The 25,453-nt window shown below is 41.6% G+C and carries 22 protein-coding genes, 1 pseudogene and 1 riboswitch; of the genes and pseudogenes, 14 read left to right on the top strand and 9 right to left on the bottom strand.

Going from position 1 to position 25,453, the window contains the following annotated elements; translation table 11 throughout:
• The first annotated feature begins 253 nt into the window (after positions 1-253).
• The 6 genes and pseudogenes from I2I04_RS12265 to I2I04_RS12240 form a co-directional block, all read left to right on the top strand.
• Positions 254-1,360, top strand: a complete 1,107-nt coding sequence (locus tag I2I04_RS12265) for an AAA family ATPase (RefSeq protein ID WP_143257977.1) — start codon at positions 254-256, stop codon at positions 1,358-1,360.
• Positions 1,361-1,523: 163 nt separating this feature from the next.
• Complete coding sequence (locus I2I04_RS12260) at positions 1,524-2,438, top strand: WYL domain-containing protein (protein ID WP_195655120.1); 915 nt, start codon at positions 1,524-1,526, stop codon at positions 2,436-2,438.
• A 60-nt stretch (positions 2,439-2,498) separates the two neighbouring features.
• Positions 2,499-3,554 (top strand): hypothetical protein, encoded by a 1,056-nt coding sequence (locus tag I2I04_RS12255; RefSeq protein ID WP_195655119.1) that lies wholly within the window; start codon positions 2,499-2,501, stop codon positions 3,552-3,554.
• Between the two features lie 171 nt (positions 3,555-3,725).
• On the top strand, positions 3,726-4,730 hold the full coding sequence (locus I2I04_RS12250; RefSeq protein ID WP_195655118.1) for a DUF6557 family protein: 1,005 nt from the start codon (positions 3,726-3,728) through the stop codon (positions 4,728-4,730).
• A complete protein-coding gene (locus I2I04_RS12245) occupies positions 4,727-5,437 on the top strand; it encodes a hypothetical protein (RefSeq protein WP_195655117.1) in 711 nt (236 codons plus the stop codon). Before I2I04_RS12250 ends, I2I04_RS12245 begins: the two co-directional genes overlap by 4 nt.
• An 83-nt stretch (positions 5,438-5,520) precedes the next feature.
• A pseudogene (locus I2I04_RS12240) lies at positions 5,521-5,688 on the top strand (AAA family ATPase); the annotation flags it as partial.
• Between the two features lie 258 nt (positions 5,689-5,946).
• On the opposite strand, the gene I2I04_RS12235 reads toward I2I04_RS12240, so the two are convergent.
• Positions 5,947-6,171, bottom strand: a complete 225-nt coding sequence (locus I2I04_RS12235) for a winged helix-turn-helix domain-containing protein (RefSeq protein WP_004308997.1) — start codon at positions 6,169-6,171, stop codon at positions 5,947-5,949.
• Between the two features lie 311 nt (positions 6,172-6,482).
• Here I2I04_RS12235 and I2I04_RS12230 point away from each other — a divergent pair, with 311 nt between their 5' ends.
• The gene (locus tag I2I04_RS12230) at positions 6,483-7,340 is read left to right on the top strand and encodes a GyrI-like domain-containing protein (protein ID WP_195655116.1); all 858 of its coding nucleotides are present in this window, start codon (positions 6,483-6,485) and stop codon (positions 7,338-7,340) included.
• A gap of 214 nt (positions 7,341-7,554) precedes the next feature.
• Here the strand turns inward: I2I04_RS12230 and I2I04_RS12225 are convergent, their stop codons facing one another.
• From I2I04_RS12225 to I2I04_RS12215, 3 genes are all read right to left on the bottom strand, one after another.
• Positions 7,555-7,926 carry a VOC family protein gene (locus I2I04_RS12225; RefSeq protein ID WP_143257971.1) on the bottom strand — a complete coding sequence of 124 codons (372 nt, stop codon included), beginning with the start codon at positions 7,924-7,926 and terminating at the stop codon, positions 7,555-7,557.
• Positions 7,927-8,020: 94 nt separating this feature from the next.
• Positions 8,021-8,824, bottom strand: a complete 804-nt coding sequence (locus I2I04_RS12220) for a helix-turn-helix domain-containing protein (RefSeq protein WP_143257970.1) — start codon at positions 8,822-8,824, stop codon at positions 8,021-8,023.
• A 171-nt stretch (positions 8,825-8,995) separates the two neighbouring features.
• Entirely contained in the window at positions 8,996-9,865 is an 870-nt protein-coding gene (locus I2I04_RS12215) for a DUF6845 domain-containing protein (RefSeq protein WP_143257969.1), read from the bottom strand.
• A 436-nt stretch (positions 9,866-10,301) separates the two neighbouring features.
• On the opposite strand from I2I04_RS12215, the gene I2I04_RS12210 reads away from it, so the two are divergent.
• Entirely contained in the window at positions 10,302-11,240 is a 939-nt protein-coding gene (locus I2I04_RS12210; RefSeq protein WP_143257968.1) for a DUF1848 domain-containing protein, read from the top strand.
• Positions 11,241-11,612: 372 nt separating this feature from the next.
• Entirely contained in the window at positions 11,613-12,392 is a 780-nt protein-coding gene (locus I2I04_RS12205; RefSeq protein WP_195472549.1) for an SDR family NAD(P)-dependent oxidoreductase, read from the top strand.
• A 211-nt stretch (positions 12,393-12,603) separates the two neighbouring features.
• Here I2I04_RS12205 and I2I04_RS23260 read toward each other — a convergent pair whose 3' ends face one another.
• On the bottom strand, positions 12,604-12,978 hold the full coding sequence (locus tag I2I04_RS23260) for a hypothetical protein (protein WP_229126982.1): 375 nt from the start codon (positions 12,976-12,978) through the stop codon (positions 12,604-12,606).
• 126 nt (positions 12,979-13,104) lie between these two features.
• Positions 13,105-13,413: a hypothetical protein gene (locus I2I04_RS23255; RefSeq protein WP_229126981.1), complete on the bottom strand. Its 309-nt coding sequence runs from the start codon at positions 13,411-13,413 to the stop codon at positions 13,105-13,107.
• A gap of 166 nt (positions 13,414-13,579) precedes the next feature.
• Between I2I04_RS23255 and pncB the strand changes: the two genes are divergently transcribed.
• Positions 13,580-14,755 (top strand): nicotinate phosphoribosyltransferase, encoded by a 1,176-nt coding sequence (gene pncB / locus I2I04_RS12195; RefSeq protein ID WP_195472546.1) that lies wholly within the window; start codon positions 13,580-13,582, stop codon positions 14,753-14,755.
• A 145-nt stretch (positions 14,756-14,900) separates the two neighbouring features.
• Here pncB and I2I04_RS12190 read toward each other — a convergent pair whose 3' ends face one another.
• Positions 14,901-15,224, bottom strand: a complete 324-nt coding sequence (locus tag I2I04_RS12190; protein WP_143257965.1) for a thioredoxin family protein — start codon at positions 15,222-15,224, stop codon at positions 14,901-14,903.
• Between the two features lie 275 nt (positions 15,225-15,499).
• Positions 15,500-15,704: riboswitch (cobalamin riboswitch) on the top strand.
• A gap of 131 nt (positions 15,705-15,835) precedes the next feature.
• Here I2I04_RS12190 and accC point away from each other — a divergent pair.
• From accC to I2I04_RS12175, 3 genes are read left to right on the top strand one after another with little or no spacing between them, the layout of a single operon-like run.
• Positions 15,836-17,350 (top strand): acetyl-CoA carboxylase biotin carboxylase subunit, encoded by a 1,515-nt coding sequence (accC, locus tag I2I04_RS12185; RefSeq protein ID WP_143257964.1) that lies wholly within the window; start codon positions 15,836-15,838, stop codon positions 17,348-17,350.
• A 22-nt stretch (positions 17,351-17,372) separates the two neighbouring features.
• On the top strand, positions 17,373-17,882 hold the full coding sequence (locus tag I2I04_RS12180) for an acetyl-CoA carboxylase biotin carboxyl carrier protein subunit (RefSeq protein WP_143257963.1): 510 nt from the start codon (positions 17,373-17,375) through the stop codon (positions 17,880-17,882).
• A gap of 19 nt (positions 17,883-17,901) precedes the next feature.
• On the top strand, positions 17,902-19,437 hold the full coding sequence (locus I2I04_RS12175; protein ID WP_143257962.1) for an acyl-CoA carboxylase subunit beta: 1,536 nt from the start codon (positions 17,902-17,904) through the stop codon (positions 19,435-19,437).
• Between the two features lie 591 nt (positions 19,438-20,028).
• Here the strand turns inward: I2I04_RS12175 and I2I04_RS12170 are convergent.
• Positions 20,029-21,093: an N-acetylmuramoyl-L-alanine amidase gene (locus I2I04_RS12170; RefSeq protein WP_195655115.1), complete on the bottom strand. Its 1,065-nt coding sequence runs from the start codon at positions 21,091-21,093 to the stop codon at positions 20,029-20,031.
• Between the two features lie 129 nt (positions 21,094-21,222).
• Here I2I04_RS12170 and I2I04_RS12165 point away from each other — a divergent pair, with 129 nt between their 5' ends.
• Positions 21,223-22,503: an O-acetylhomoserine aminocarboxypropyltransferase/cysteine synthase family protein gene (locus I2I04_RS12165; RefSeq protein WP_118407743.1), complete on the top strand. Its 1,281-nt coding sequence runs from the start codon at positions 21,223-21,225 to the stop codon at positions 22,501-22,503.
• Positions 22,504-22,971: 468 nt separating this feature from the next.
• Here I2I04_RS12165 and I2I04_RS12160 read toward each other — a convergent pair whose 3' ends face one another.
• Positions 22,972-25,221, bottom strand: coding sequence for an inorganic phosphate transporter (locus I2I04_RS12160; protein WP_143257960.1), 2,250 nt, complete (start codon positions 25,219-25,221; stop codon positions 22,972-22,974).
• Between the last annotated feature and the right edge of the window lie 232 nt (positions 25,222-25,453).

Raw genomic sequence — 25,453 nt, 5'->3', positions numbered from 1 at the left:
AATGCATCATTTTTAAGGATAAATGATAGAAATAGTATGAGAAATACCATTTTATACTTTATTTATCATAGTGTTATTTCTTTGATTTACAACTAATTACCCTACAATCTATGAGAATATGAGAAATGAAAATGAAAAATCGTTTGCAGGAAACTTATCCTATCCACGTTTTTCAAAAAAATGATAAATCGAATAAGTCCATAAGATAGATTTATTTAGTACCTTTGCCGTTCTATTTATATAAAAAGAAAAAATGAGTAAAGAATACACACTCGCAGATTTCACGGATATTTTTGACTATTCCACAGGCTGGTTCAGCGACAGTAGCATTTGTAGTCTATTCTATCAGATATTCAAACGATTCCCTTCCATGAAAATGGTAAAATATAAAGTAAACCAGGATTTTCTGAAAGAAATCAAAGAGCTTTATCAACAAGACGATGCGTTCGATATATTCGAGCATACATATTGCAATCATTTTGAGAATGAAAAAGAAGAAGAGGAGGAAGAAGAAGACAATACATCTACAAAAGAGTTATACGATTGCATCGTCATCTGCAAAAGGAATTTAATGATTGGCTATTTTGATAATTGCATAAAGATTGTCTATTCCAATATTAATAAGGAAGAAATCGATCAGATTAATCAGATTTGCGAAAACCACAAAAAGGAGAATGAGAAACTGAACAATCTATTTATAGTAACATACGCCCATAACTACTTCAGTCTGAAACAATCGCAAATCAATAAGCCGGCCATTCAGATTGACCGACACTATAACAATGATTTTGTTCCCGTAGCCGCCGAAATCGAAAACTTCCTATTGGGGGAGAATAAAAGCGGATTAATCATTCTACATGGGAAACAAGGTACGGGAAAAACAACTTATATCCGTCATCTTATCAATCTCGGAAAAAAGAGAATGATTTATATGAGCGGCGACCTGGTAGATAAACTTTCAGATCCAAGCTTTATCACTTTTATCCGCCAACAAAAAAATTCGATATTTATCGTAGAAGACTGCGAAGAACTATTGTCAAGCCGCAATGGAGGAAACCGCATGAATGCCGGACTAGTCAACATTCTGAATATCAGCGACGGACTATTGAGTGATGAATTATGTATCAAATTTATCTGCACATTCAACGCTCCACTAAAAGATATCGACGAAGCCTTGCTTAGAAAAGGACGTCTGGCTGCCCGGTACGAGTTTAAAGACCTGACAACAGACAAAGTGAACCAACTAATAAAGGAAGAAGGGCTGGATATCCCCCAACAGACACACCCCATGACACTGGCTGAAATTTATAATTACGAAGGCATGGATTTCTCCTTAGGAAAAAAGCGGGTAGGATTTTAAACGAATCCCCCCAAATATAGGCAAAGCGATGGAAAATATCTCTTAGATAATCCTTTCAAAGTTATTGGATAATTAGCTATTTTTGCGTTGGTGTGAACGAATATGGCACACCCACACAATAACTTTGCATCAAATTCGTTTCATGATATAAAGGGATTATAACATGGCACTAAATCAAATAAACAAGCTGGTGTGGATTGTGGAAACTATCTACAAGGCTCGCAGAATATCCTTTGAAGATTTGAATCACTGCTGGATTGAGAACGTAGAGCTTAGCGGTGGTGAGGAAATGCAGAAACGCACCTTCCACAAATGGAAATGGAACATCTTCGACACATTCGGTCTTTCGATTGAATGTGAAAAATCAGCACCATATCGTTATTATATAGAGAATATGGACGATATGAAGCGAGGTAGCATTGAGAACTGGCTCCTCAGCACCTATTCCGTCAGCAACTCCCTCATGGAGAGTAAATCCATCAAGGACAGAATCTTGTTGGAAGACGTACCGAGTGGACAGGAATATCTGGAGCCTATTCTTGAAGCTATGAAGAAGAACCGCTTCATCCACATCACCTACTATAACTATTGGCGTGAGGACACCCGCGAACACTACGTTATGCCCCTATGCGTGAAACTCTTTCGTCAACGCTGGTATATGATAGGGCGCAGATGGCCATCAGGCAGTGATCTTGTCTATTGCCTTGACCGCATCCGTGACTTCCGCCTTTCAAGTCACATATTTGAATATCCGACAGACTTCAGTCCACAGGAATATTTTGAGGGTTGCATCGGAGTAATCACCGGCGATGGTTGCGACATTCAAAAGGTAAGACTCAAAGTCAGTTCTGGCCAAGCCAACTATTTTCGTGACTTGCCCTTGCATGAGTCACAAGAAGAAACGGAACAAACAGAAGACTACAGTATCTTTGAGTATCAGCTTCGCCCCACCTTCGACTTCCAACAGGAGATACTCCGGAACGGTGAAGACGTAGAAGTGATTGAACCGATCTGGTTGCGCAAGGAAATAGCGGGCAAGATTAAGAGGATGTGGAATAAATATAATAAAGAGCAATAGATATGACGAAGAATAAAATCATCGCAAATAACGGTTGAATTATTATTTATTACTATAACAATGAAAGTATATACTCATTTTTTCAAAATCAATGAAACGGAAGGATTTCGCTGGAGAACACTATTGCACTTCGGAAATTCTTGGAATTGCATAGGTAGTATTGTGATGAAAAATCCAGGATCTTCTACTTTTACCAAAGAAGCCCCCGTATCTAAACCAGAAGTCTTAGAAGGATTATCTTGTTATAGATTCAAAGAACTAAATTGGTATGAATTCTCCATTGATCCTACCATGAGATATGTGGCTAGTCTTTTTGCTTATAAATATGGACTTGACGATCCAGCCCAACTATCTGGCGTAATACAGATATTCAACCTCTTTTACATAAAGGATGCTGATTTGACAAAAGCCAAGCAAAAAGCGGAAAAATATGGTATTCCACCACTATTCAATGATGCCCTACAAATGACTCAATATGATATTGATCATTTGATTGCTCCTGTGTATTTGGGGTTCGGAAGTTTGGCTTACAGCAAAGAATATGGAGAAAGAGCAAAACTTATCTTTGATGCAGCAATAAAACTTGAAGGGTGTAACTATCTTTCATGCAAATTCTGTGAGAATTTCTATTATCATCCACAATGGCTAATTCCTTTTGGCAAGAACTATCATAATGGCTTGCTAACACTTTTGCGATTCAAGCAAGAAACTTTTTATCCTACAGATGCAGATAATGCCATATTGAACATACCAAGAAATACTATAAGCCCCAGCAGAGTGAAAAGCATTGAATCTGCTGTACTTGAAAACTTTCCTACCTGTAGATACGATAATAACAGAAGACTGAAAAATAATGAAAATGCTGCGTACGGCATTACAATTGCTGAAGGTTATATCGAGGTGCGGCAGGCTTTTGAAGGTAAATCAAAAACTGCCCAGCCAAAAGCTTCCGACAGCGAAGTGAAAAAGATGCTGGAAGATAGAGGATATATTAGCGAAAAGAATTGGTTAGGACGAAAAAGGTTAATTGATTTTGGCAACACGGATTCTGAGATTATCGAACACGTATGTACGGAAATCCAAGAATTATTCAAAGAACTTGAAATATATCACTGAAATTCTTGAAAACACATCACTTCTTGCAGCCTATGCCCATATTCGGCATAGGCTGTTGTTTTTTTTGCACCATAAAATCAATAAACGAGGATTTATGGTAAGGAATTCATAACAAAAGGGTTGGAACTTTTCCGTAAATACTACTGTAATTTGTGGGATTAAAAAAAAGATATGACATTTAAGGAACTTCTAAACTGTGTAAAATTTGAGGACGTAGCTCCTCATATTGTGAAGATGTATCCAGATATGAAGAACAGTCTGGGCTGGTTCAATTTGCATTTTGATATGCTTCGCCACCTGCCTCCTGTCGTTCACGAGGATGCCAATGATAAGGTATGCCATATAACACTAAGAAATGATGAAAATGGAACAGAATCCTATCTTGACGCTTTCCCTATGGAGGGAGACTATTGGGAGCATTCCTTAACTAAGGAAATCATCGTTGATTCCGATGTAAAAGCAACCAATGAGGAACTTGTGGCTTGTTGCCTATGGCACACGTCATTCTATGGTTTTGTAGAAAAACACTTGGATGAGAAGTTCGGAGAAATCTGCCTCGGAAGAGACAGTTACTCTTATAACAAGGTTTGGACTATGCGTAACTATGGTATAATCCGAAAGTATGGAGGTACCATTCCTACTATCAGAGAGTTATCGATGTCAAAGAAACAAAAGTTGACACGATTGACAAAGGATAATATCTGGTACGGAAGCAATAGGTTGAATAAATCGAAACGGAAGAGGATGTTCAGACAGGAATTTATGGTACACTATTATGAACGTATGGCACACATCAGTGAATTTATCGTTCAAGCCATCCCTGCCTTGGATAATGGAAAGAACTATCTGACAACAGAGCAACTCTGTGGATTGTTCCAATCGGAGAAATTCTGTTCTGAGGAAATCATGTCGTTTGCTGACGACAATAAGTCTGGCGCAAACTACCTGATGAACATTATCTCCCGATATGATATGGTTCAAAGAATGGATGGTATCGTGGTTTGTTTGATAACAGGTACAAGGCATGAAGTGCTCTCGGATAACGAACAACGGCTTTGCAATTACTTGACAGAGGGGCGAAAACACTCAGACTTGATAATTGGAGTTGATACCTCATTAGGCAATCAAGTCATCATACGTTATGCAGCATACAATTCAAAAACAAATATAATATGACAGTACAAGAGATATTCGACACTCCTGCTATCAAGAAGGTTGAGAATGAAATGATTGGTCTGGAGAAAAACATTGAGCGACACCGTGTTGACAAACCGAGTGGACTGGAGATGATGCGTGTGCTAATTGGATTGCGTCGCAATCTCCTTGCCGATATGTTTGTGATGGATGAGAATTACAAGAGGTTGCTCTCAGACTTCAACGAAACCATGAAGCAGCAACTTATTCGAATGCGTCATGAAACTATCAAGGCTGCACATGGTGTGATGAATGCCGATGTGACAGGCGACATTCAAGTTATAGGCAAGTGTTTCCTCGGTTATCGTTATTCCAAACTTCATCCCGTGCAAACTATGCGAGCAAAGAAAATATGGGCTATCCTTAATTGTTCAATTGATGATTACGTCCAGTTTTATAGTGATGGAGTGCTGATGGGAGGCTATGTGTATGACAGCCGAAAAGAGCAGGAATCTGAGAACCAAATGTTCTATTTACAGGAAGAGCTGGATAACTGGAATGAGGGTCTCGACATGGAAATAACTAAGGATATGTATCTCATCTATCCTGTTCACCATCTCGTTTCGCATACCGATTTCTCCATCTTCGACCTACTATGGGTGCGGGATTTCAACATGGAGATACAGATGAAGTCGGACTACGCCACCTATCCCGAAGAGGAAGAAGGAGAAGATATCTCATTTATTTGAGAATAATCGTAGCGAGTGCATTCCCAATTCACTCCGAACAAACTAAGATTTCATGTTAATTACAGGAATATGTACAGGAACATATTAAACTCCAAAGAAATTCTGTGTATGCAGAAAGCATCTTCCTGCTTGGTCCGCCAGGAACAGCCAAAAGCATGGTCGCACGCAGATTAAAGTTGGTATTCAAAGAGGCAAAGTCCTTTGAATACCTCATGTCTCGTTTTTCCACTCCAGATGAAATATTCGGTCCAGCCATTGACAGAGTAGCAAGAAATCAGGCGAAGCGGATAAGCTGCAAGGGCAAATCATACCCAGGCGTAACAAATCAACAAGAACGATTCAACATTTTTATACGTTTATTATACGCAAAAAGAGTTGCCCTATTATGGAGCAACTCTTTTAAATATTAAACTTCTTAAGTTCAAACTTTGCATGTGATACCTTATATCGACATTTTCTTACTTACAAGTTAACAGAACTCCAAAGATACTCACTCACAAAATCTGTAATTATCCAAAGCTAAAAGGGAAAGTGCTTTCATCAGATAAAGCGATTAATCCGTTCTTCCGCTGGATACAAATTTTGTTCTCTCTTGCCAGCCAACCGGCCGCTAATGCTGTACTTTCTACGCTTAGGTTTAATCTTCTTGCCAATTCAGGTATTGAAATTTCACCAATTTCTTTCAGGGCACACCAAACTTTTCCGGCATTATTCCCTACAATTGTTTTATCCATGGCTATTTTTATTAATAATTTGGTTACAATATAGTCATTTTAATAATTGTTTATAACAAAACCAACTTTTTTGTTTTAGTTTTTGACATTATTTAAAACAAAGAAATCAATTTCGCGTCTAGTGATTAAAAACTTGGTAATAATTCGTACCATAACACCACTAAAAGGAACATTATATATCAAAATAAATTCTCAAAAAAGGAATCGGGCAATCACAGAAAGAAAATAGGAAATTGACATTTCCGCAATATCGGACAAGTCATTTCGCTTTTTTACCAATACCTTTGCGGAGTGAAATACCAAAATAAGTTATGCAACAGAAAAAAACAACGAAAGAAGAATATCAAAAGTGCGTAAATGTTGTAGTGGAATACATCAACCAACATTTGGGAGAAGACATTGATTTAAAATCTCTGGCCAGAATTTCAAACTTTTCTCCTTTTTACTTTCACCGGATCATGAAAGCTTTTCTCGGTGAACCGATTGGTACGTTTATTGTCCGGACGCGGACAGAAGCTGCCGCACGTCTACTCCGCTACTCGGATGTTCCGATTGCCGACATCGCCTACCGGATTGGTTACTCATCTCCTTCTTCATTGTCGAAAGTGTTCAAGCAATTTTATGGCATTTCACCTTTAGAGTATAGAAACAATAAAAACTTTGTAATTATGAAACCAGCGATTATCAGGCCAGACCTGGAACTAAAAAGAGAGATCAGAAACGTTTCCGAACGGAATGTGATTTATATCCGCCTCACCGGCGATTACAAACTGAATGATTACGGTGGCACTTGGAGCCGTTTATTCCAATTCATCAAAGAACAAAAGTTGCCGATGGGAGATTTCAGCCCGCTTTGCATCTATCACGATGATCCGAAAGTGACACCGGCAGAAAAACTGCGTACGGACGTATGTATGGTAATGCCTGTAAAGGTAGCTCCCAAAAGTGATGTCGGATTCAAGGTGATCCCAGCCGGACGTTATGCTATTTTCCTTTATAAAGGACCATATGACAATCTGCAAGCCGTATATGATACGATTTACGGAAAGTACCTGCCCGAAATGGAATGCACGCTGCGGGATGAAGCCAGCGCGGAACGCTATCTGAATAATCCATGCGACACTGCCCCTGAAGAGTTGCTGACGGAAATTTATATTCCGGTAGAATAATGCGGACAGACAAATGGCGGAATAAAGAGAATGAATAAAGATGTGATTGAACGTCTGACTTTTTGGGGCAGTGCAAAGCCCTGATAAGTCTATCTTTTAGACGCGGATGACACGAATTTAGCGGATTTATAATCTTCTTATCCGTGTCATCTTGCGTTATCCGCATCTAAAAACATATTATGCAATGACAAGCTGCCTTCCTCTCTCCTATCTGCTATTTTTCGGCATAAATGCCAATGCGGTTTCCTTCACTATCCGTGAATACGGCAAACCATCCTTTGCCGTCTGCCTCGATCTTTGTTTTGGGAATGACCACTTTCCCACCTTTCAGAAGTACTTTTTCCAAGGTCTGTTCTATATCCTCACAGTTGAAATGGATAAGCACTCCATGCGTTGAAGGAAGAAAGTCGAAATTTGAAGCATAAGAGACAGCACCGACAGTTTCACCTTCTTCTGTGAAACAAGCCATTTTTTCTGTTTCACATTCAAAAGTCGGAAGTTGCATACCCAACACTGTTTCGTAAAAATCGACTGCCCGATGGAAATCGGAAGCAGGAATCTCAAAAAATGCAATTAGTTTTTTCATTTCGTTTCTTTTTTATCGTTACTACTAAGCCTTTGCAAAGACACTGCAAAAGTAGGGTAACACGAGGAAGCCTGATAGGAAAAAAGAGACATCTTTAAAGTTCGGAGAAATAATCGGAATAAGGAGCGCAGACCGAAAGATACTCGGCAGGGGTATAACCGGAAAAGAGTTTGAACTCTTTTATCATGTGAGACTGATCGGAGAAGCCACATTCATAAGCTACTTGTACAAAAGGGATAGTGACATCCTGTTGCAACATTGACAATGCCCGCTGCATACGGACAATGCGAATAAATTCTTTGGGGGTAGTGCCGACATAATCGGCAAAGATACGTCCAAACTGCTTACTGCTCAAACAGGCTGTTTCCGACAGATGAGCAATGTTGATTTGCGGCTGGAGGTTTATTTCATGAAACACAGCAGACATCCGTTTGAGGTTATACTCCGGAAGGGTGTATAGTCGACGAAGAAAAAACTGTTCTATCAAACGAATGCAAACGGCATTATCAGAAATGTCAGTGACCTGTTTCACCAGATCCGATAGTTCTACATCTTCCATCGCATCGGTATTTACATTTTGTCCGTGAAACAGATAGCTGGGAATATGAAACAATGCTTTGACTGCATAAGGCTGGAAAACGACAGTTATCATCTCTATTCTGCCTGTAGACATCACATCCGAGAAACCGACCGATTGTCCGGATATGAAGGATTGGGGTTGCAATGCCGACTCGCCCAACAAAAGAAGTTGTTTCCCTTTATGAAATACCAGTTGCATACAGCCAATAGGCAGAGTCCGTTCGGAAACCGGAGTCACTGAATCGTCTTGCAATATCCAGTAATGCCGTATATAAGGAGTCAGCGCCAAACAGGGTTTTATGAGTTGAAATGATTGCATAGAACAAAGATATTATTTCTTAATTCAAATGCAAAGGTAAAGCTCCTGTTTAAAGAGATATAGTAAAAAAAGGACTTTTTATAAAAAGCCAGCAAACCTTTTCTTAATAAAAAAACATCCCCTGTTTGAAGGAGCATGATTGTAGCTCACATTCAAACAGAGGAAGATTCTTTAGATAACGGAAAGTCCGTATTCGTAGGCCTCCGACATCGCATTATAGTCCTCGTCGGAATAGCTACCTTTATCTCTGGCTTTCTGCATATCTTTCATAAATGATTCTACGGAAGTCAGGAAGCTATAATAATTCTTCTGTTCTTCATCATAACCTGTGACAGCAGGAAGTTTCTTTGCAGCTTCGAGTTCTTTCTTCAGTTCGGCCATCTTCATATCAATACGCATGCCGTCCAATGCATGTTTGCGTGAATAGAGATTCATGATGCTTTGCACGGTGCCGGACATCTTACGCATGGCCATGATTTGATCTTTCAACGGTTCGTCGGCAAGCAGTTCTTTTTCAGCTTGTTCTGTCAGAGGGCTTAGAATATCAAAGATCACTTGTTTATATTCCGACATTTCTACACTAAGCCGATAGTTCTCGTCGAGGAGCTTGCCGATCTTTGCAGTCTCTTTTGCCTGCTTGTAAGAGAGGAATTTATTAAAATTATCATAGAATTGCGTCCTTGCACTGAAAAGTCCTCGATAACTCTGCTTCAGATTCTGACGGACTTCTATATTAAAATAATCTCCCGGATCCATCAATTCCGCTGTATCTCTGGCAGATACTTCAGGTGGTGCAATCGGAGATACTTCAGGAACTTTTCCTGTCTGTTCCATATATCCCAAAACTGCATTTATGTCTTTCGCATTGGCTACATGCCTCAACACGATGAGCGATGTATGATAATAGTTTATCACCTTACTGGCATTGTCCAATTCCTCCGAAGTGACAGAGGACGCAGCCTGTTTCTTGTTTCCTCCCGAACAAGAAACCAACAAGAGAGCACCTACAAGTGCTCCGAAAAATAAAATATTCTTCTTCATAATGGTTCGTTTATTAAGTCTTTCGTACTATAACAATAAAAATCGTTTTTTGTTATAGACAAACAATGCATATTCGAGAAGTGTAGTGGAGAAATTTAAAATGCTGCTAACGATGATTAAGGAATAAGCAACCAACGTGTATAAAAACAAAAAATGGCTACTCATCACGAGCAACCAATCTTTTGTTAACCTTAAATCTAATACTTATGAAAAAAACACAGTACAAAGGTACCATATTTCAGATAAATAGCAAATTTCAGCGCCTAAACAGACGATATTATAACAGGGTTTAATACTCCGAGAATTGCATTAACATTTCAGACTTCATCCGTTAACATTTAACATATTCATTCACATAGGTTGCTCCCCGGATAAGTAAGAGTAGAAAAAAGGCTAATCATGGAAACGACATTGTTTTTTTTCGTAACTTTGTACTATGATAATCAGTGCCAGCCGCCGGACAGATATTCCGGCATTCTATTCTCAATGGTTCTTCAACCGGATAAAAGAAGGATTTGTATTAGTGCCCAATCCTTATCATCCGAAAATGATTAGCAGGATTTCCTTATCTCCTGCTGTGGTTGATTGTTTCGTATTCTGGACCAAGAACCCGGCCCCGATGCTTAACCAGCTGGATAAATTACAGGATTATAACTATTACTTCCAATTTACACTCAACCCTTACGGAGAAAAATTGGAGAATCGTTTGCCATCTATCGATAAACGAATTGATACCTTTAAAAAGCTGGCAGACAAAATTGGCAGAGAAAAAGTGATTTGGAGATATGATCCGATACTGACGAATGAGGAATACAACGTTTCTTTCCACCAGGAAGCATTCGCCCGGATTGCCCATGAACTCAAAGACCATACCTCGAAATGTATGCTGGGATTTATAGACCATTACCCCCATATCCGAAACTCGATACAACCATTCAACATCAATCCGCTGACCAAAGAGGAAATAGAAGAAATGGCCGTCTCCTTTAAAAAGACAATAGATATTTATCCCGGTATACAGCTGGACACTTGTACCGTCAAGGTAGATTTAAGACATTTGGGTATTCCCAGCGGCTTGTGCATTGATAAAAGGCTGATTGAAAAGATCACCGGTTATCCTATCCTTGCTCAAAAAGATAAAAACCAGCGTAATATCTGCAACTGTATCGAAAGTATTGATATCGGGACTTATGAAAGTTGTCTGAACGGATGTGTTTATTGCTATGCCATCAAGGGCAATTACAATACAACAGCATATAATATGAAGAAACATGATAAAAACTCGCCGTTGCTCATCGGTCATTTATCCGAAGATGATATAGTAAAGGAACGGGAGATGAAGAGTCTGCGGGATAACCAATATTCGTTGTTTTAGTCTTCCTGATCCGTATCTGACTTACAGGCATAAAAAAAGGCTATCTATCCCAGACAGCCAATCTTTTGTTAACCTTAAATCTAATACTATGAAAAACACAGTACAAAGATACGGACTTTTCGGTTATCTCCAAATTTTCGGCCCTATGCAGCGTATCTTATAACATGGTTTAATAGAATCAGAACCGTATTAACAAATAAGCGGTTAAGCATTAACATTTAACAGTTTTCTTAAATAATCAGGGCATAAAACCGGAGGAGATGCAAATGTTTTCCAATCGGACACCTTATCTTATTAAAGAGAGTTTATGAGGTCTAACAAATTCCTCTGTCATCTGTTTCTAATAGAAGGTAACTATCAAATTCCCAATATATGAACAGATTCGAAAATAAAGTAGTTGTCATCACCGGTGCTGCCAGTGGTATTGGCGAAGCAACCACACGCCGCATTGTCTCCGAAGGGGGCAAAGTAGTCATTGCTGACCATTCTGAAAAAAAGGCGGAACAGCTTGCCAACGAACTTACTCATGCAGGGGCCGACGTGCGCCATGTCTATTTTTCCGCCACCGAACTCCAGAGTTGCAAAGAGCTGATTGATTTTTCTATGAATGAATATCAACGAATAGATGTACTGATTAATAATGTAGGAGGAACCGATCCCAAACGTGACCTTAACATCGAGAAGCTGGATATCAATTACTTTGACGAGGCATTCCACCTGAATCTCTGCTGTACCATGTACCTTTCTCAACAGGTCATCCCTATCATGACTACCAATGGCGGCGGAAACATTGTCAACGTAGCTTCCATAAGCGGACTTACTGCTGATGCTAACGGTACATTATATGGTGCCAGCAAAGCGGGCGTCATCAACCTGACGAAATACATCGCTACCCAAATGGGAAAGAAAAATATCCGCTGCAATGCCGTAGCCCCGGGATTGGTACTTACCCCCGCGGCATTGAATAACCTGAATGAAGATGTACGCAACATCTTCCTCGGCCAATGTGCCACTCCTTATTTAGGAGAACCGGAAGACGTCGCAGCTGCCATCGCTTTTCTAGCTTCGAACGATGCAAGGTACATCACGGGACAAACAATCGTCGTAGATGGTGGCCTGACTGCTCATAACCCGACAGTAGCGTTATCATAGAACATAACTTTAATACAATGAATAAAATGACAATAATGGGAATATGGCTTCTTTCGCTATTTATCAATAGCGGATGCAACCGGGAATTAGTAGAATAGACAGTAATGATCTTAAAATATCTATCGAAAAGGGGGAAGAGTGGATGCATGATTTTCCATTATTTCTGGGTTTCACAATGACTTTACCCATGCATTCATTTCGTTAATAGCTTCTAGTGAAGACGGAAGCTCCTGCTTAGTCTGCAAAGCATCCGGACGAAGATCGACACGCACATACCCCCAGCCGTCTTCGTCGATTTGCAGATAGCCATACTTCCTGTACTCTTCCAGGCAACTGTCTGAGCATCCTCCATAAAAGTCACATTGAAGTTCTTCTTCCAGTGTCTTTCTATTTGCAATGAAGAACTTTCACCCACCCAAGTAAAATCGTCCAAATCAACTTCGTAATAGTCCCCTCCTCCCCGATTAAGTGCGGCAACCTCCCCCAAACGTCCTTCGGGAAGCATCTTGTAGATGCGGACATAACACTCCCCCTCATACGGATTTTCATCTACAACAAGAAAAAGGCCGGACTTTCCACAGAACAAAGGGGATGCTGTAATGACACACTGTATCGTTCTTTATTCCGTCTTTATAAACAACTACCGAATAATAGGGTTCCGACACAAAAGAATCAGTCGAGCGAAAATAAAAGTGCTTATAAGCACCGTTCATCAATGAGCCTCGTAAAAACAACGTTCCACGCCATCTACTTGTTTCCGGCAAATACTGTCGGAGTCATAGACCTTCAAAGAAGATGCTTCCGGTTCTTTTAGCAATGATTCGGAAAGTGCATCGGGAATAATCCAATCACTTCCTTTATAAAAATCCATAGAGAAAACTTCGGAAATAGCAGTAGTTTTTTCGCCTAAAGCGTTTTCCTGTGTTTCCTGATTTGTGGAAGAAGACTGCGAAGTTCCTCCGTTTTTTCCGCCACATGACAACAACAGTAATACGCAGCTATATACCAAAGCTTTTTTCACACCAAACATCTTTTATTTAATACATAATTACGGCGAATTTAATGATAATATCAGAGAGTCAGGCATAAATCGATCCAAAAAATGGAATAATTATCAGTCGGGAGACTATTATTTCGTTCAACAAATACTAACTTTACAACGTTATTAATAGAAAAGAACGAACGTCATGATTGTTAAAACACTACTAGATACAGACCTCTATAAGTTTACCACCTCGTACGCTTATATCAAACTGTTTCCTTATGCAATGGGTACTTTTAGTTTCAATGACCGGAATGAGACAAAATATACCGAAGCTTTTCTGGAAACACTCAAGACAGAGATCAAGAATCTCAGTCAGCTGAGATTCACGGAAGAGGAGTTGGAATACATGACGAAAAATTGCAGATTCCTTCCGAGAGTCTACTGGGAATGGTTGTCTTCTTTTCGTTTCGACCCGAATAAGATTGATATTCATCTGGATGAAACCTGTCACCTCCACATCGAAGTAACTGACTTGCTTTATAAAGTGACTTTATATGAAGTACCTTTGCTCGCCATTGTCTCCGAAATCAAAAACCGGTTCTTCGGTCATATAGCCGACATGAACGGGATTCTTTGCAAACTGTCGGAGAAAATAGAGTTATCGAACCAACACCAGCTCCGCTTTTCAGAGTTCGGCACACGGAGAAGATTCTCTATTGATGTGCAGGAAACGGTTATCAAAAAACTGAACGAGACAGCACAATATTGCACCGGAACTTCCAACTGCAACTTTGCAATGAAATATGGAATGAAAATGATGGGGACTCACCCTCATGAATGGTTTATGTTTCATGGAGCACAGTTCGGATATAAACATGCCAACTATATGGCACTCGAAAACTGGGTGAATGTTTATGACGGTGATTTGGGTATCGCACTTTCCGACACCTATACTTCCGGCATCTTCCTTAGTAACCTTAGCCGTAAACAAGCAAAACTTTTCGACGGTGTGCGCTGTGATTCCGGTAATGAGTTTGAGTTTATCGACAAGCTGGTTGCCCGTTACAAAGAGTTGGGAATTGACGCGACAACCAAAACCATCGTATTCAGCAACGCGCTCGACTTTACAAAAGCATTGGATATTCAAGAATACTGCAAAAACAAAATCCGCTGCTCTTTCGGAATAGGCACGAACCTTACCAACGATACCGGGTTCGAACCTTCGAACATTGTGATGAAACTGACGCAATGCAAGATGAATGTCAATCAGGAATGGAGGGAATGCATCAAACTGTCTGATGATGAAGGAAAACATACCGGAAGTCTTGAAGAAGTACAGGCTTGCCTGTACGAGTTGAGGTTAAACAGAAACCAATAATCAAGACAACGGAAAGGCCATAAAAAGAAAAGCAGAAGTGCCTCGATAGAAAATACTTTCTGCTTTTCCTTCATATATGCCATACCGAAATGCACCTGCATAAAACCAGCTATTTATATCATTGTAATAAGCGATACAATATTTTTCAGGATTTGAACCCTTTCACTGCTCTTTCCAATCTTTCCAAAGGTAATTCACCGGATTGCCGCCAAAGCTGTTCCCCTTTTCTAAAAAGAATAAAAGTAGGGGTTGACTCCACCGTATAAAAATCAGTAAGGGCAGGTTCCTGGTCGATGTCCACTTCCACTACTTCCAATGTTCCTTCCATCAGTTTCTTGAATTCTTCAACAACCGGTTTCATGCGTTGGCAGTGAGGACACCACGTTGCGTAAAACTCTGCCATTACCCAATCACCGTTAGCCAGCTTCTCCTGATTTCTTTCTTCACGAGCTATTTTCTTTTCTTTCATAATGAAATCTCCTTTTAATTAATAACTATCAACCTAACAATATCAGGAGAAAGATGGTTTAGAAAAGAAGCAAGGTTACACACTAATTAAAGAATCAAACCCGTTTGCATTTACCCGACCAACTATCAATATCCAAGCGAATATTCTCTGTACGGTGAAAAGATTTCTCTGCATCATACTTCGTTCCTATCACTTTATCTTCCGGACTAAGGACAAGCATTGCACAAAATCGAAACTTTCGTGCAAAAAAGAAACATCTTATTCAATATTTATTTATCTTTGCCCCCCGAAATGGTTCAGAATCCGTATCCAACGGACGATGATTAATAGGGAATCGGGTGCAAATCCCGGACAGTCCCGCTGCTGTGAAACTCTGTTCAATGTCTTATAATTGAACTAATTTAACGCCACTGATGTTATTCGGGAAGGCAAATAAGACAAGAGTCAGTCAGAAGACCTGCCATTTTGTGTAAGACGCCCCTCTCCTCGTGGGTTAGGAGAAAGAGTATCACTTGTTAAGCCCCAAATCAAAAAAATACTGTTTTTCGTCGGGTGGAGTATGTCCATTAGACGGGAAGACATTAATAAGTATGTACTTAATTGAAAAAAGTATGATAAAAAAAATCTTAGTAGCCAATCGCGGTGAAATTGCCGTAAGGGTAATGCGTTCCTGCCGGGAAATGGAGATAACGAGTATCGCTATCTTCTCCGAGGCAGACCGGACCGCGAAGCACGTGCTTTATGCAGACGAAGCTTATTGCGTAGGGCCGGCAGCATCCAAAGAGAGTTATCTGAATATAGAAAAAATCATCGAAGTGGCAAAAGCAGCTCATGCAGACGCCATCCATCCGGGTTACGGCTTCTTGTCCGAGAATGCCACCTTCGCCCGTCGATGTCAGGAAGAAGGAATCATCTTTATCGGACCCAATCCGGAAACAATGGAAGCTATGGGAGATAAAATTGCTGCCCGTATCAAAATGATTGAGGCGGGAGTACCCGTAGTTCCCGGCACACAAGACAACCTGAAAAGCGTGGAAGAAGCAATAGAGCTTTGCAATAAAATCGGTTATCCGGTGATGCTGAAGGCTTCTATGGGTGGTGGTGGAAAAGGAATGCGCCTCATCCACAGTGCCGAAGAAGTGGAAGAAGCATATACCACTGCCAAGAGCGAATCATTGTCTTCCTTTGGTGACGACACGGTTTACCTGGAGAAGTTCGTTGAAGAGCCTCATCACATCGAGTTCCAGATTCTTGGTGACAAGCATGGAAACGTCATTCATCTGTGCGAACGCGAATGTTCCGTGCAACGCCGTAACCAGAAAATCGTGGAAGAGACTCCTTCGGTTTTCGTCACTCCCGAACTGCGAAAAGACATGGGTGAAAAAGCGGTAGCGGCGGCAAAAGCTGTGAACTACATCGGTGCGGGTACTATCGAATTCCTTGTTGATAAACACCGCAACTATTATTTCCTTGAAATGAACACCCGCTTGCAGGTGGAACATCCGATTACAGAAGAAGTGATTGGAGTAGATTTGGTAAAAGAGCAAATTAAAGTTGCCGACGGACAAGTGCTTCAACTGAAACAAGAGAATATCCAACAACGTGGACACGCTATCGAATGTCGTATCTGTGCCGAAGACACTGAAATGAATTTCATGCCGAGTCCGGGTATCATCAAACAGATTACAGAGCCAAACAGTATCGGTGTGCGTATTGACAGCTATGTATACGAAGGATATGAAATCCCGATCTACTATGACCCGATGATCGGCAAACTGATTGTGTGGGCTACCAATCGCGAATATGCGATCGAGCGAATGCGCCGTGTTCTCCACGAATATAAATTGACCGGAGTGAAAAACAACATCAGCTATCTGCGTGCCATCATGGATACACCTGATTTTGTAGAAGGTCATTATGACACAGGGTTCATTGCCAAGAACGGCGAATACCTGAAACAACGGATTATGCGCACCAGCGAACACTCCGAAAATATTGCCCTGATCGCTGCCTACATAGACTATCTGATGAATCTCGAAGAGAACAACAGCGGTATGGCTGCCGACAACCGCCCTATCAGCAAGTGGAAAGAGTTCGGATTGCATAAAGGTGTGTTGAGAATCTAATTTTAACAAAGAGAATTCAATTATGGAAATTCATATAGGAAACCGTGTGGCCGAAATAGAACTGGTCAACAAAGAAGATAATAAGGTAGTGCTCACCATTGATGGAAAAACGTTTGAAGCAGACGTAGTGATGGCAGAAAACGGCACTTGCAACATCTTGATGGATGGACGCAGTTCGAACGCACAGCTGATTCGCCGTGATAACGGAAAAAGTTATAAAGTGAATACGCATTATAGCAGTTTCAATGTAGAAATAGTGGACAGCCAAGCGAAATATCTGCGTATGCGCAAGAAAGGGGAAGAAGAACAGAATGACTGTATCATTTCTCCGATGCCGGGCAAAGTAGTGAAAATACCTGTGGTAACCGGTCAGGAAATGAAAGCTGGAGATACCGCTATCGTTATCGAAGCCATGAAGATGCAAAGCAACTACAAAGTGACTTCAGACTGCCGCATTAAAGAAATTCTGGTTCAGGAAGGTGATAACATAACCGGCGACCAGACATTAATAACATTAGAACCGATTGCATAATATAAGAACGGATTACATTATGGAAGAAATGAATAAAGCATACGCCACGTTCGAGGAACGTGACCGCATCGCTTCTCTTGGTGGAGGCGTTGATAAAATAGAGAAGCAACACGAAAGCGGTAAAATGACTGCTCGAGAACGTATCGACATGTTGCTCGATAAAGGTACTTTCGTTGAACTGGACAAGCTAATGGTTCACCGTTGTACGAACTACGGCATGGATAAAAACAAAATTCCGGGAGACGGTATCGTTTCTGGTTACGGAAAGGTGGACGGTCGCCAGGTATTTGTTTACGCATATGACTTTACCGTATATGGCGGTTCACTGTCTGCTTCCAATGCCAAAAAGATTGTAAAAGTACAACAACTTGCGTTGAAGAATGGTGCCCCGATTATCGCTTTGAATGATTCGGGCGGCGCACGTATTCAGGAAGGTATCGAAAGCCTTTCCGGTTATGCGGATATTTTCTATCAGAACACAATGGCCAGCGGTGTGATTCCACAGATTTCGGCCATTCTGGGTCCTTGTGCCGGAGGCGCTTGCTACTCTCCCGCCCTTACCGATTTCATCTTTATGGTGAAAGAAAAAAGTCACATGTTTGTAACTGGTCCGGATGTAGTAAAAACCGTGATTCATGAAGAAGTAAGCAAAGAAGAACTGGGTGGCGCAATGACGCATAGCAGCAAGAGCGGTGTGACGCATTTTATGTGCAACTCCGAAGAAGAACTGTTGATGAGCATCCGTGAACTGCTATCTTTCTTACCGCAGAATAATATGGATGAAGCCAGGAAACAACCTTGCGCTGACGAAACCAACCGCGAAGACGCTTCTCTGGATACGATCGTTCCGGTAGATCCGAACGTTCCGTATGATATGAAAGACATTATCGAACGTGTGGTAGACAACGGTTATTTCTTCGAAGTCATGCAGAACTTTGCAAAGAATATCATCATCGGCTTTGCCCGCATGGCAGGTCGTTCGGTAGGTATCGTAGCCAATCAGCCGGCTTATCTTGCCGGTGTTCTTGATATCGACGCCAGCGACAAAGCAAGTCGTTTTATCCGTTTCTGCGACTGTTTCAATATTCCATTGATTACATTCGAAGATGTTCCGGGGTTCCTTCCGGGATATACACAGGAAAACAACGGTATCATCCGTCACGGTGCAAAAATAGTTTATGCGTTCGCAGAAGCTACTGTTCCCAAGCTGACCGTTATTACCCGCAAAGCTTACGGTGGCGCTTATATCGTAATGAACTCCAAGCAGACCGGAGCTGACGTGAACTTCGCATATCCCAGCGCAGAAATTGCAGTGATGGGTGCAGACGGAGCAATCAACATCCTTTTCCGTAAAGCTGACGAAGCAACAAAAACCAAAGAGCTAGAAGCTTACAAAGAGAAGTTTGCCACTCCCTATCAGGCTGCCGAACTGGGATATATTGACGAAATCATTTATCCGAGACAGACTCGCAAGCGTCTGATTCAGGCACTGGAAATGACGGAAAACAAGATGCAGACAAATCCGCCTAAGAAGCACGGTAATATGCCTTTATAACAACCAGATAAGGTGTGCACAAAGCACCCTCTCACAAAGACGGGCTTACATAGATTCTATGATATACTTTAGAATCTTTGTAAGCCCGCTTTATATGAATAAGTCTTTTATATGCACAAAAAAAAACGGCACCTCGATTCACATCGCAGCACCGTCACAACACAAACACAAAATAAAACACGACAAAACTACTATGCAATCTTCCTGTCATGCCGGGGAGGCATACCTTGCTTGACTTATCTATATTCGCATACACACAAGAAGCTTTATCAGGCGATTTGCATAATAAATAACATACACTTCCGGATTTTGTTCATTGGATTGATGAGATTTATATCATGAAATGAGAAAAAAACAGAATAACCCGCCATATTTATCAAAAAAAACGGTACCCCGATTCACATCGCAGCACCGTCACAACACAAACACAAAATAAAACACGACAAAACTACTATGCAATCTTCCTGTCATGCCGGGGAGGCATATTCACTAGCCTATATATATTCACATACCTACAAGTAGCCATCAGGCGATTTGCATATATAAAACATTCAGATTTTTATTTTGTTCACGAAAGGAGAAGCAAAATTGTTATTTCTTCTCCTTGTAATCTTTCAGGAAGCCTTCCATCAACCATTTTGCGAGTGCCTGACGATTGGAATTCATCACCAACCGACGCTGATCGAACGTATTTTGGATATTACCCAACTCCACAAAAACGGAAGCGGGAGTAGTATGGGAAAGCACGTATAAGTTACGCCCGCTCACTGTGCCGGAAAAACCCCGATTAGGCTGATGCGTATCGTACTTTGACTCAAACGTATCTTTCATATTATTCGCCAATCGTTTGCTGTCTCCTTTTTTATTCGAATAATAGAAAAATACATCCGTTTGTTTTCCTTTACTACGGCTATCGATATGAATAAAAATCGCCCTGCAATAAGAGTGATTCTTACGGTCTTTCCGGTAAAGGGCATTTATTTTATCGCAACGTTGCTGAAGGCGTTGCACCTGATTCAAAGGAATAGCATCTCCCATACAAGTCTCACGTTTACTGTTCGACAGATACGAATCATCACGAATACCATCTTTGGCATCTTGAATGATGATATGCACTTCAGCTCCTTCCTGCATCAGGTTACGTGCCAGACAGAGCGCAATATCATAAGCGTATTCATCTTCATGCAGTTCGTATCTACCCACTTTTCCAATAGCTCCCGGATCGGGACCTCCATGTCCGCTGACCACATAGAAACAAGCACCGGCAAGACGGTTGGAAGTAACTTTCACATTAGCCAGTTGCTTTCCAAACAGAGGTTCGTTGATGGTGGTTCCTATTTTGGTCGATTTAGCTTTTGAAGATGATTGCTTTGTCCCTGTGCTTTCGGTAGTTATATTCTTGGCAGGAGTAGTTGTCGATTTCTTTACCGGAGGAATAACATAAGTCACGCCTACTTTAAGCACATTATTCTTTCCCAGCTTCTGCTTATTCAGCTCTATAAAATCGTCGTAATACTTCTTCGGAGAACGGTTGTGCCTCAACAGAAAAGAAGAGATACCCTCACCCGCCTTCGGAGTTGCCTTCTGCTGCGCCCAAAGAGTTGTGCCCGAAAAAAGAAAAGCTAAGAATAAAAGAATATAGAGTTTATTTTTCATAACTACATTAACTATCTCCTTCACAAGAGTATCATTTCACTCATAAACAGGGCAAAAATACAATTATTTTCCCTACTTTTGCAGCATTAAAACATTTTTTGAAATAAAACATTAAAACCCGATAACATTATGGCAAAACAATTCAAACCGGAAACCCTGTGTGTACAGGCAGGATGGACGCCTAAAAAAGGCGAACCACGCGTGTTGCCCATCTATCAAAGTACAACTTTCAAATACGATACCAGCGAGCAAATGGCCCGTCTGTTCGATTTGGAAGACAGTGGTTACTTTTATACCCGCCTGCAAAATCCAACGAATGACGCCGTTGCTGCTAAAATCGCCGCTCTTGAAGGTGGTGTAGCCGCTATGCTGACTTCCAGCGGTCAGGCAGCCAACTTCTATGCCATTTTTAATATCTGCCAAGCAGGAGATCACTTCGTCTGCTCTTCCGCCATTTATGGAGGTACGTTCAACCTGTTCGGAGTGACGATGAAGAAGCTCGGTATTGATGTGACTTTCATTAATCCGGATGCCAGCGAAGAAGAAATTTCTGCTGCTTTCAAACCGAATACAAAGGCTTTGTTTGGTGAAACAATTTCCAATCCTTCTCTGGAAGTGCTGGATATTGAAAAGTTCGCACGTATCGCACACAGTCACGGGGTTCCCTTGATTGTTGACAACACCTTCCCGACTCCCATCAACTGTCGCCCGTTTGAATGGGGAGCTGATATCGTAGTTCATTCTACTACCAAATATATGGACGGACACGCTACAAGCGTAGGTGGCTGTATCGTAGATAGCGGCAATTTTGACTGGGATGCTCATGCTGAAAAATTCCCGGGACTTTGTACTCCGGACGAGTCTTACCACGGACTGACTTACACGAAAGCATTCGGCAAAGGTGCCTATATCACCAAAGCAACTGCACAACTGATGCGTGACCTCGGCAGCATCCAAAGTCCGCAAAACTCTTTCCTATTGAACCTGGGACTTGAGACACTGCACCTGCGCATGCCTCAACACTGCCGTAACGCACAGAAAGTGGCCGAATATCTTTCTAAAAATGAGAAAGTAGCTTGGGTAAACTATTGTGGTCTGCCGGACAACAAATATTACAGCCTGGCACAGAAATATATGCCGAATGGTTCTTGCGGGGTCATCTCCTTCGGGCTGAAAGGCGGACGTGATGTATCTATCAAGTTTATGGATTCACTGGAATTCATCGCTATCGTTACTCACGTAGCTGACGCACGTAGTTGCGTGCTCCATCCGGCAAGCCATACTCACCGCCAGTTGACGGATGAGCAACTAATGGAAGCCGGTGTACGTCCGGACTTGATCCGTCTATCGGTAGGTATCGAAAATGCGGATGATATCATAGCTGATATCGAACAGGCTTTGAACGCATAACAATACCATAAAGGTATCAAATAATAAGAGAAGGCACAGGAAATCTTTCATTCCCGTGCCTTCTTATTTTATCACAAAAAATAGAAAACTTACTTGCTATAGGTAGAAAACTTGTTCTCTCCTAGAAGAAAAGTTCTTTTTCTCTTAGGGCAAACTAAAACCAGAACTTGCGGTTATAGTTTTCTTACCAACAAAGATACGTTTTCCTGCCAGGATAAGCAAGTTTAATCCCTATGAAAAGGAAGTTTGATTACGACTCAGTTACTATCACCGCTTCTTTACTTTATATCCTTTCAAGGTAAAACCGACTTCAAACAGATTCAAAAGAACTATCCGAATACTATCTTCTAAAAAGAAAAGACTGTTTGACGTACCCTCACTTATGTAAACAGGGATTATCAAACAGTCCTTTCCTTCCGGATTATAATTCGTCTTTTTTCAGTGAAGCACGTTCATCGTTTCTCGACTTTATGGCATTTCAGCTTCCAGCTGGAATTTACGGCTTACTTTCATTAAGTTGATGGTGTAAGTGACTACGTTCTGCGCTTCCTGAACCATCGTGAGATATACCATGCTAACCCGGATGCTTCCTGATTGGCTTTGAATACGTTGCAACTCCTTACGTTTCAATAGCGAAAGCTGTCCGTTGAGGTCGTTGGCACGACGGATTTCTTCTTCCAGATTGTTATACTCATTGTTTTCCATCTTCTTACGGCACTGCTGAATCAGATATGTAATATCTTCGGCAACATCACTAAATTCACCTTTCTGAATGGCATCCAATGGATTGAAATTGTTGTCGGTATGTTCCAGACAAGGTTCGCAAAGACGAGAAATGCTGTAAACCAGTTCGCTGGCAAAGTCGTTGCCTTGATAGTAATAAAGTCCCTTTTCGAGTACGGTGTTGTTGTCGAGGCGGCACATGGCTACGGTGCCCGAACGTTTCATCTGTTTGACGAGCTGTTTCTCAAATTTAGTAGACCCCATAGCACGACGCAGTCCTCGAAGGTTTTCGTGAAGGAAGGAAGTAACAGTCAGTTCGAAGTTTGTTTCTGCATATTCCAGCACTTTGGAAAGTTCTTCACGGGTGTGCTTACGCATCAGTTGCAAAGCTTCAGTGCTGTCTGTGGCTTGCATAAGTTGCTTCAGAGTTTCGTTACCCTGTTCTTTCGCTTTGCGTTTCTTGTACATCACTTGGCTACGGATCAGGATAAATACAGCTATACCGATGAGTGCGATGATAGAGATATTTCCTCCATAATGAAGTACGAGGGCTACGAAGAAACAGATGGTGAAGGCAGCCCCGGCAGTGATGAACCAGCCACCGATGACGCTTAATACGCCGGTGATACGATAAACGGCAGAATCACGTCCCCAGGCACGGTCGGCCAAGGAGGTGCCCATAGCTACCATGAAGGTTACGTAGGTGGTAGAAAGAGGAAGTTTCAGGGAGGTTCCCAAAGCGATAAGCAGACCAGCTAATACCAGGTTGACAGAAGCGCGGACAAGGTCGAAAGCTGCTCCGTCGGCAATGATAGCTTCGTCTTTGCGGAAGCGGGAATCAAACCATTCTTTGCTGCCACTCGGCATGATACGGGAGATTCCGTTGGCAAGTGTCATACTGATGCGGACTACTGTACGGGCAATCGGGGTACTTCCGAATGTTTCTTCTCCTTCATCTTGACGGGAAAGGTCGACAGATGTTTTAATTACGGCGTGTGCCTTTTTAGAAGTGCAAAGGGCATAGACCATAATGGCTCCGGCTCCGATCAGAAAATACCACGGGGTTTTGGCAGGTCCCAGCAGGGAAGTCATCAGGAAGCCATTCGGATTTCCTCCTCCGTTGGCGGTATAGTCCATAAAAGAGGAGAAGCCTGCGAGAGGAACACCGATGAAGTTGACAAGGTCATTACCAGCAAAAGCGAGAGCGAGAGCGAAGGTGCCCATCAATACAACTACTTTGAAAACGTTGATTTTCAGCCAGTGAAGGATTTGCATCAGTATGGTGAAGAATACAAAAAAAACGGTGATTAACATCAGTGTATTGTCTTGTATCCAGTGTTTGTTTTCGGGTGTCATGAAAGAACTGTCTTTCAGTCCTTTGATAAGCATGAAATAGATGATGGCGGTAGCGGCTACACCTCCGAAGAGGGCAATGCTGTATTTCATCTTTTTCGTATAGTTGAAAGTGAATATCACACGGGCCAGCCATTGTACGACCATTCCAAAAAAGAAAGCGATGGCGACGGATACGAAAATGGCCATAATGACGGAAAGGGCTTTGTCGGTGTTTATGAGGTCGCCCAAACCGAGGGTATCGCTATTATGTACTTTGATAAGTGAGAGGGCGAAGGTTCCTCCGAGTAGTTCGAAGACTAGTGAAACGGTAGTGGAAGTGGGCATACCCATGGAGTTGAATACGTCCAGCAATACTACGTCGGTCAGCATGACGGCTAACAGGATGCACATGATTTCGGCGAAGTAGAAGTGTTCGGGCTGGTAGATACCGTGCCGGGCTATGTCCATCATGCCATTGGATAGGGAGGCGCCAATAAATATGCCGATACCGGCTATGAAAAGAATGGTTTTAAACGAAGCGGCCTTGGCGCCTACCGCCGAGTTTAAGAAGTTGACTGCGTCATTACTGACTCCGACTATCAAATCGAAGACGGCAAGGACGAAGAGGAAGATGATAATGCATAAATAAATAGTCTCCATAAATAATATGTGTATGTTGTTTCCAGTTGCAAAGGACGGGATTTGACGTTGCAGGGAGGTGTCATACATATTACAATTGTATTACAATCGTCTTTCTTTTGTCTTGAAACAAAAGAAAGAAGCAAAGAAAAATTCAAGGCTGACTTTTTTCTCCTACTCGCTTCCTGCACTTCGCTAAAGGGCAGAAACTCGCTACGCTCAAACAATCTGCCCTTCTTGACGCTACGTTACG

The organism is Bacteroides sp. 1001136B_160425_E2 (genome assembly GCF_015559655.1).
GTDB classification, from domain to species: domain Bacteria; phylum Bacteroidota; class Bacteroidia; order Bacteroidales; family Bacteroidaceae; genus Bacteroides; species Bacteroides luhongzhouii.
Note: the sequence above shows the minus strand (reverse complement) of the source record. Positions and strands in the feature narration are given on the sequence as shown.

Bases quoted from the DNA above. Each gene is read 5' to 3' on its own strand.
- I2I04_RS12165 (WP_118407743.1), top strand. From the start codon at position 21,223: ATGGCAAAACAATTCAAACCGGAAACCCTGTGTGTACAGGCAGGATGG.
- pncB (WP_195472546.1), top strand. From the start codon at position 13,580: ATGATTGTTAAAACACTACTAGATACAGACCTCTATAAGTTTACCACC.
- accC (WP_143257964.1), top strand. From the start codon at position 15,836: ATGATAAAAAAAATCTTAGTAGCCAATCGCGGTGAAATTGCCGTAAGG.
- I2I04_RS12210 (WP_143257968.1), top strand. From the start codon at position 10,302: ATGATAATCAGTGCCAGCCGCCGGACAGATATTCCGGCATTCTATTCT.
- I2I04_RS12255 (WP_195655119.1), top strand. From the start codon at position 2,499: ATGAAAGTATATACTCATTTTTTCAAAATCAATGAAACGGAAGGATTT.
- I2I04_RS12175 (WP_143257962.1), top strand. From the start codon at position 17,902: ATGGAAGAAATGAATAAAGCATACGCCACGTTCGAGGAACGTGACCGC.
- I2I04_RS12190 (WP_143257965.1), bottom strand. From the start codon at position 15,224: ATGAAAGAAAAGAAAATAGCTCGTGAAGAAAGAAATCAGGAGAAGCTG.
- I2I04_RS12250 (WP_195655118.1), top strand. From the start codon at position 3,726: ATGACATTTAAGGAACTTCTAAACTGTGTAAAATTTGAGGACGTAGCT.
- I2I04_RS12230 (WP_195655116.1), top strand. From the start codon at position 6,483: ATGCAACAGAAAAAAACAACGAAAGAAGAATATCAAAAGTGCGTAAAT.
- I2I04_RS12225 (WP_143257971.1), bottom strand. From the start codon at position 7,926: ATGAAAAAACTAATTGCATTTTTTGAGATTCCTGCTTCCGATTTCCAT.
- I2I04_RS12235 (WP_004308997.1), bottom strand. From the start codon at position 6,171: ATGGATAAAACAATTGTAGGGAATAATGCCGGAAAAGTTTGGTGTGCC.
- I2I04_RS12220 (WP_143257970.1), bottom strand. From the start codon at position 8,824: ATGCAATCATTTCAACTCATAAAACCCTGTTTGGCGCTGACTCCTTAT.
- I2I04_RS12160 (WP_143257960.1), bottom strand. From the start codon at position 25,221: ATGGAGACTATTTATTTATGCATTATCATCTTCCTCTTCGTCCTTGCC.
- I2I04_RS12215 (WP_143257969.1), bottom strand. From the start codon at position 9,865: ATGAAGAAGAATATTTTATTTTTCGGAGCACTTGTAGGTGCTCTCTTG.
- I2I04_RS12205 (WP_195472549.1), top strand. From the start codon at position 11,613: ATGAACAGATTCGAAAATAAAGTAGTTGTCATCACCGGTGCTGCCAGT.
- I2I04_RS12260 (WP_195655120.1), top strand. From the start codon at position 1,524: ATGGCACTAAATCAAATAAACAAGCTGGTGTGGATTGTGGAAACTATC.
- I2I04_RS12265 (WP_143257977.1), top strand. From the start codon at position 254: ATGAGTAAAGAATACACACTCGCAGATTTCACGGATATTTTTGACTAT.
- I2I04_RS12245 (WP_195655117.1), top strand. From the start codon at position 4,727: ATGACAGTACAAGAGATATTCGACACTCCTGCTATCAAGAAGGTTGAG.
- I2I04_RS12170 (WP_195655115.1), bottom strand. From the start codon at position 21,093: ATGAAAAATAAACTCTATATTCTTTTATTCTTAGCTTTTCTTTTTTCG.
- I2I04_RS12180 (WP_143257963.1), top strand. From the start codon at position 17,373: ATGGAAATTCATATAGGAAACCGTGTGGCCGAAATAGAACTGGTCAAC.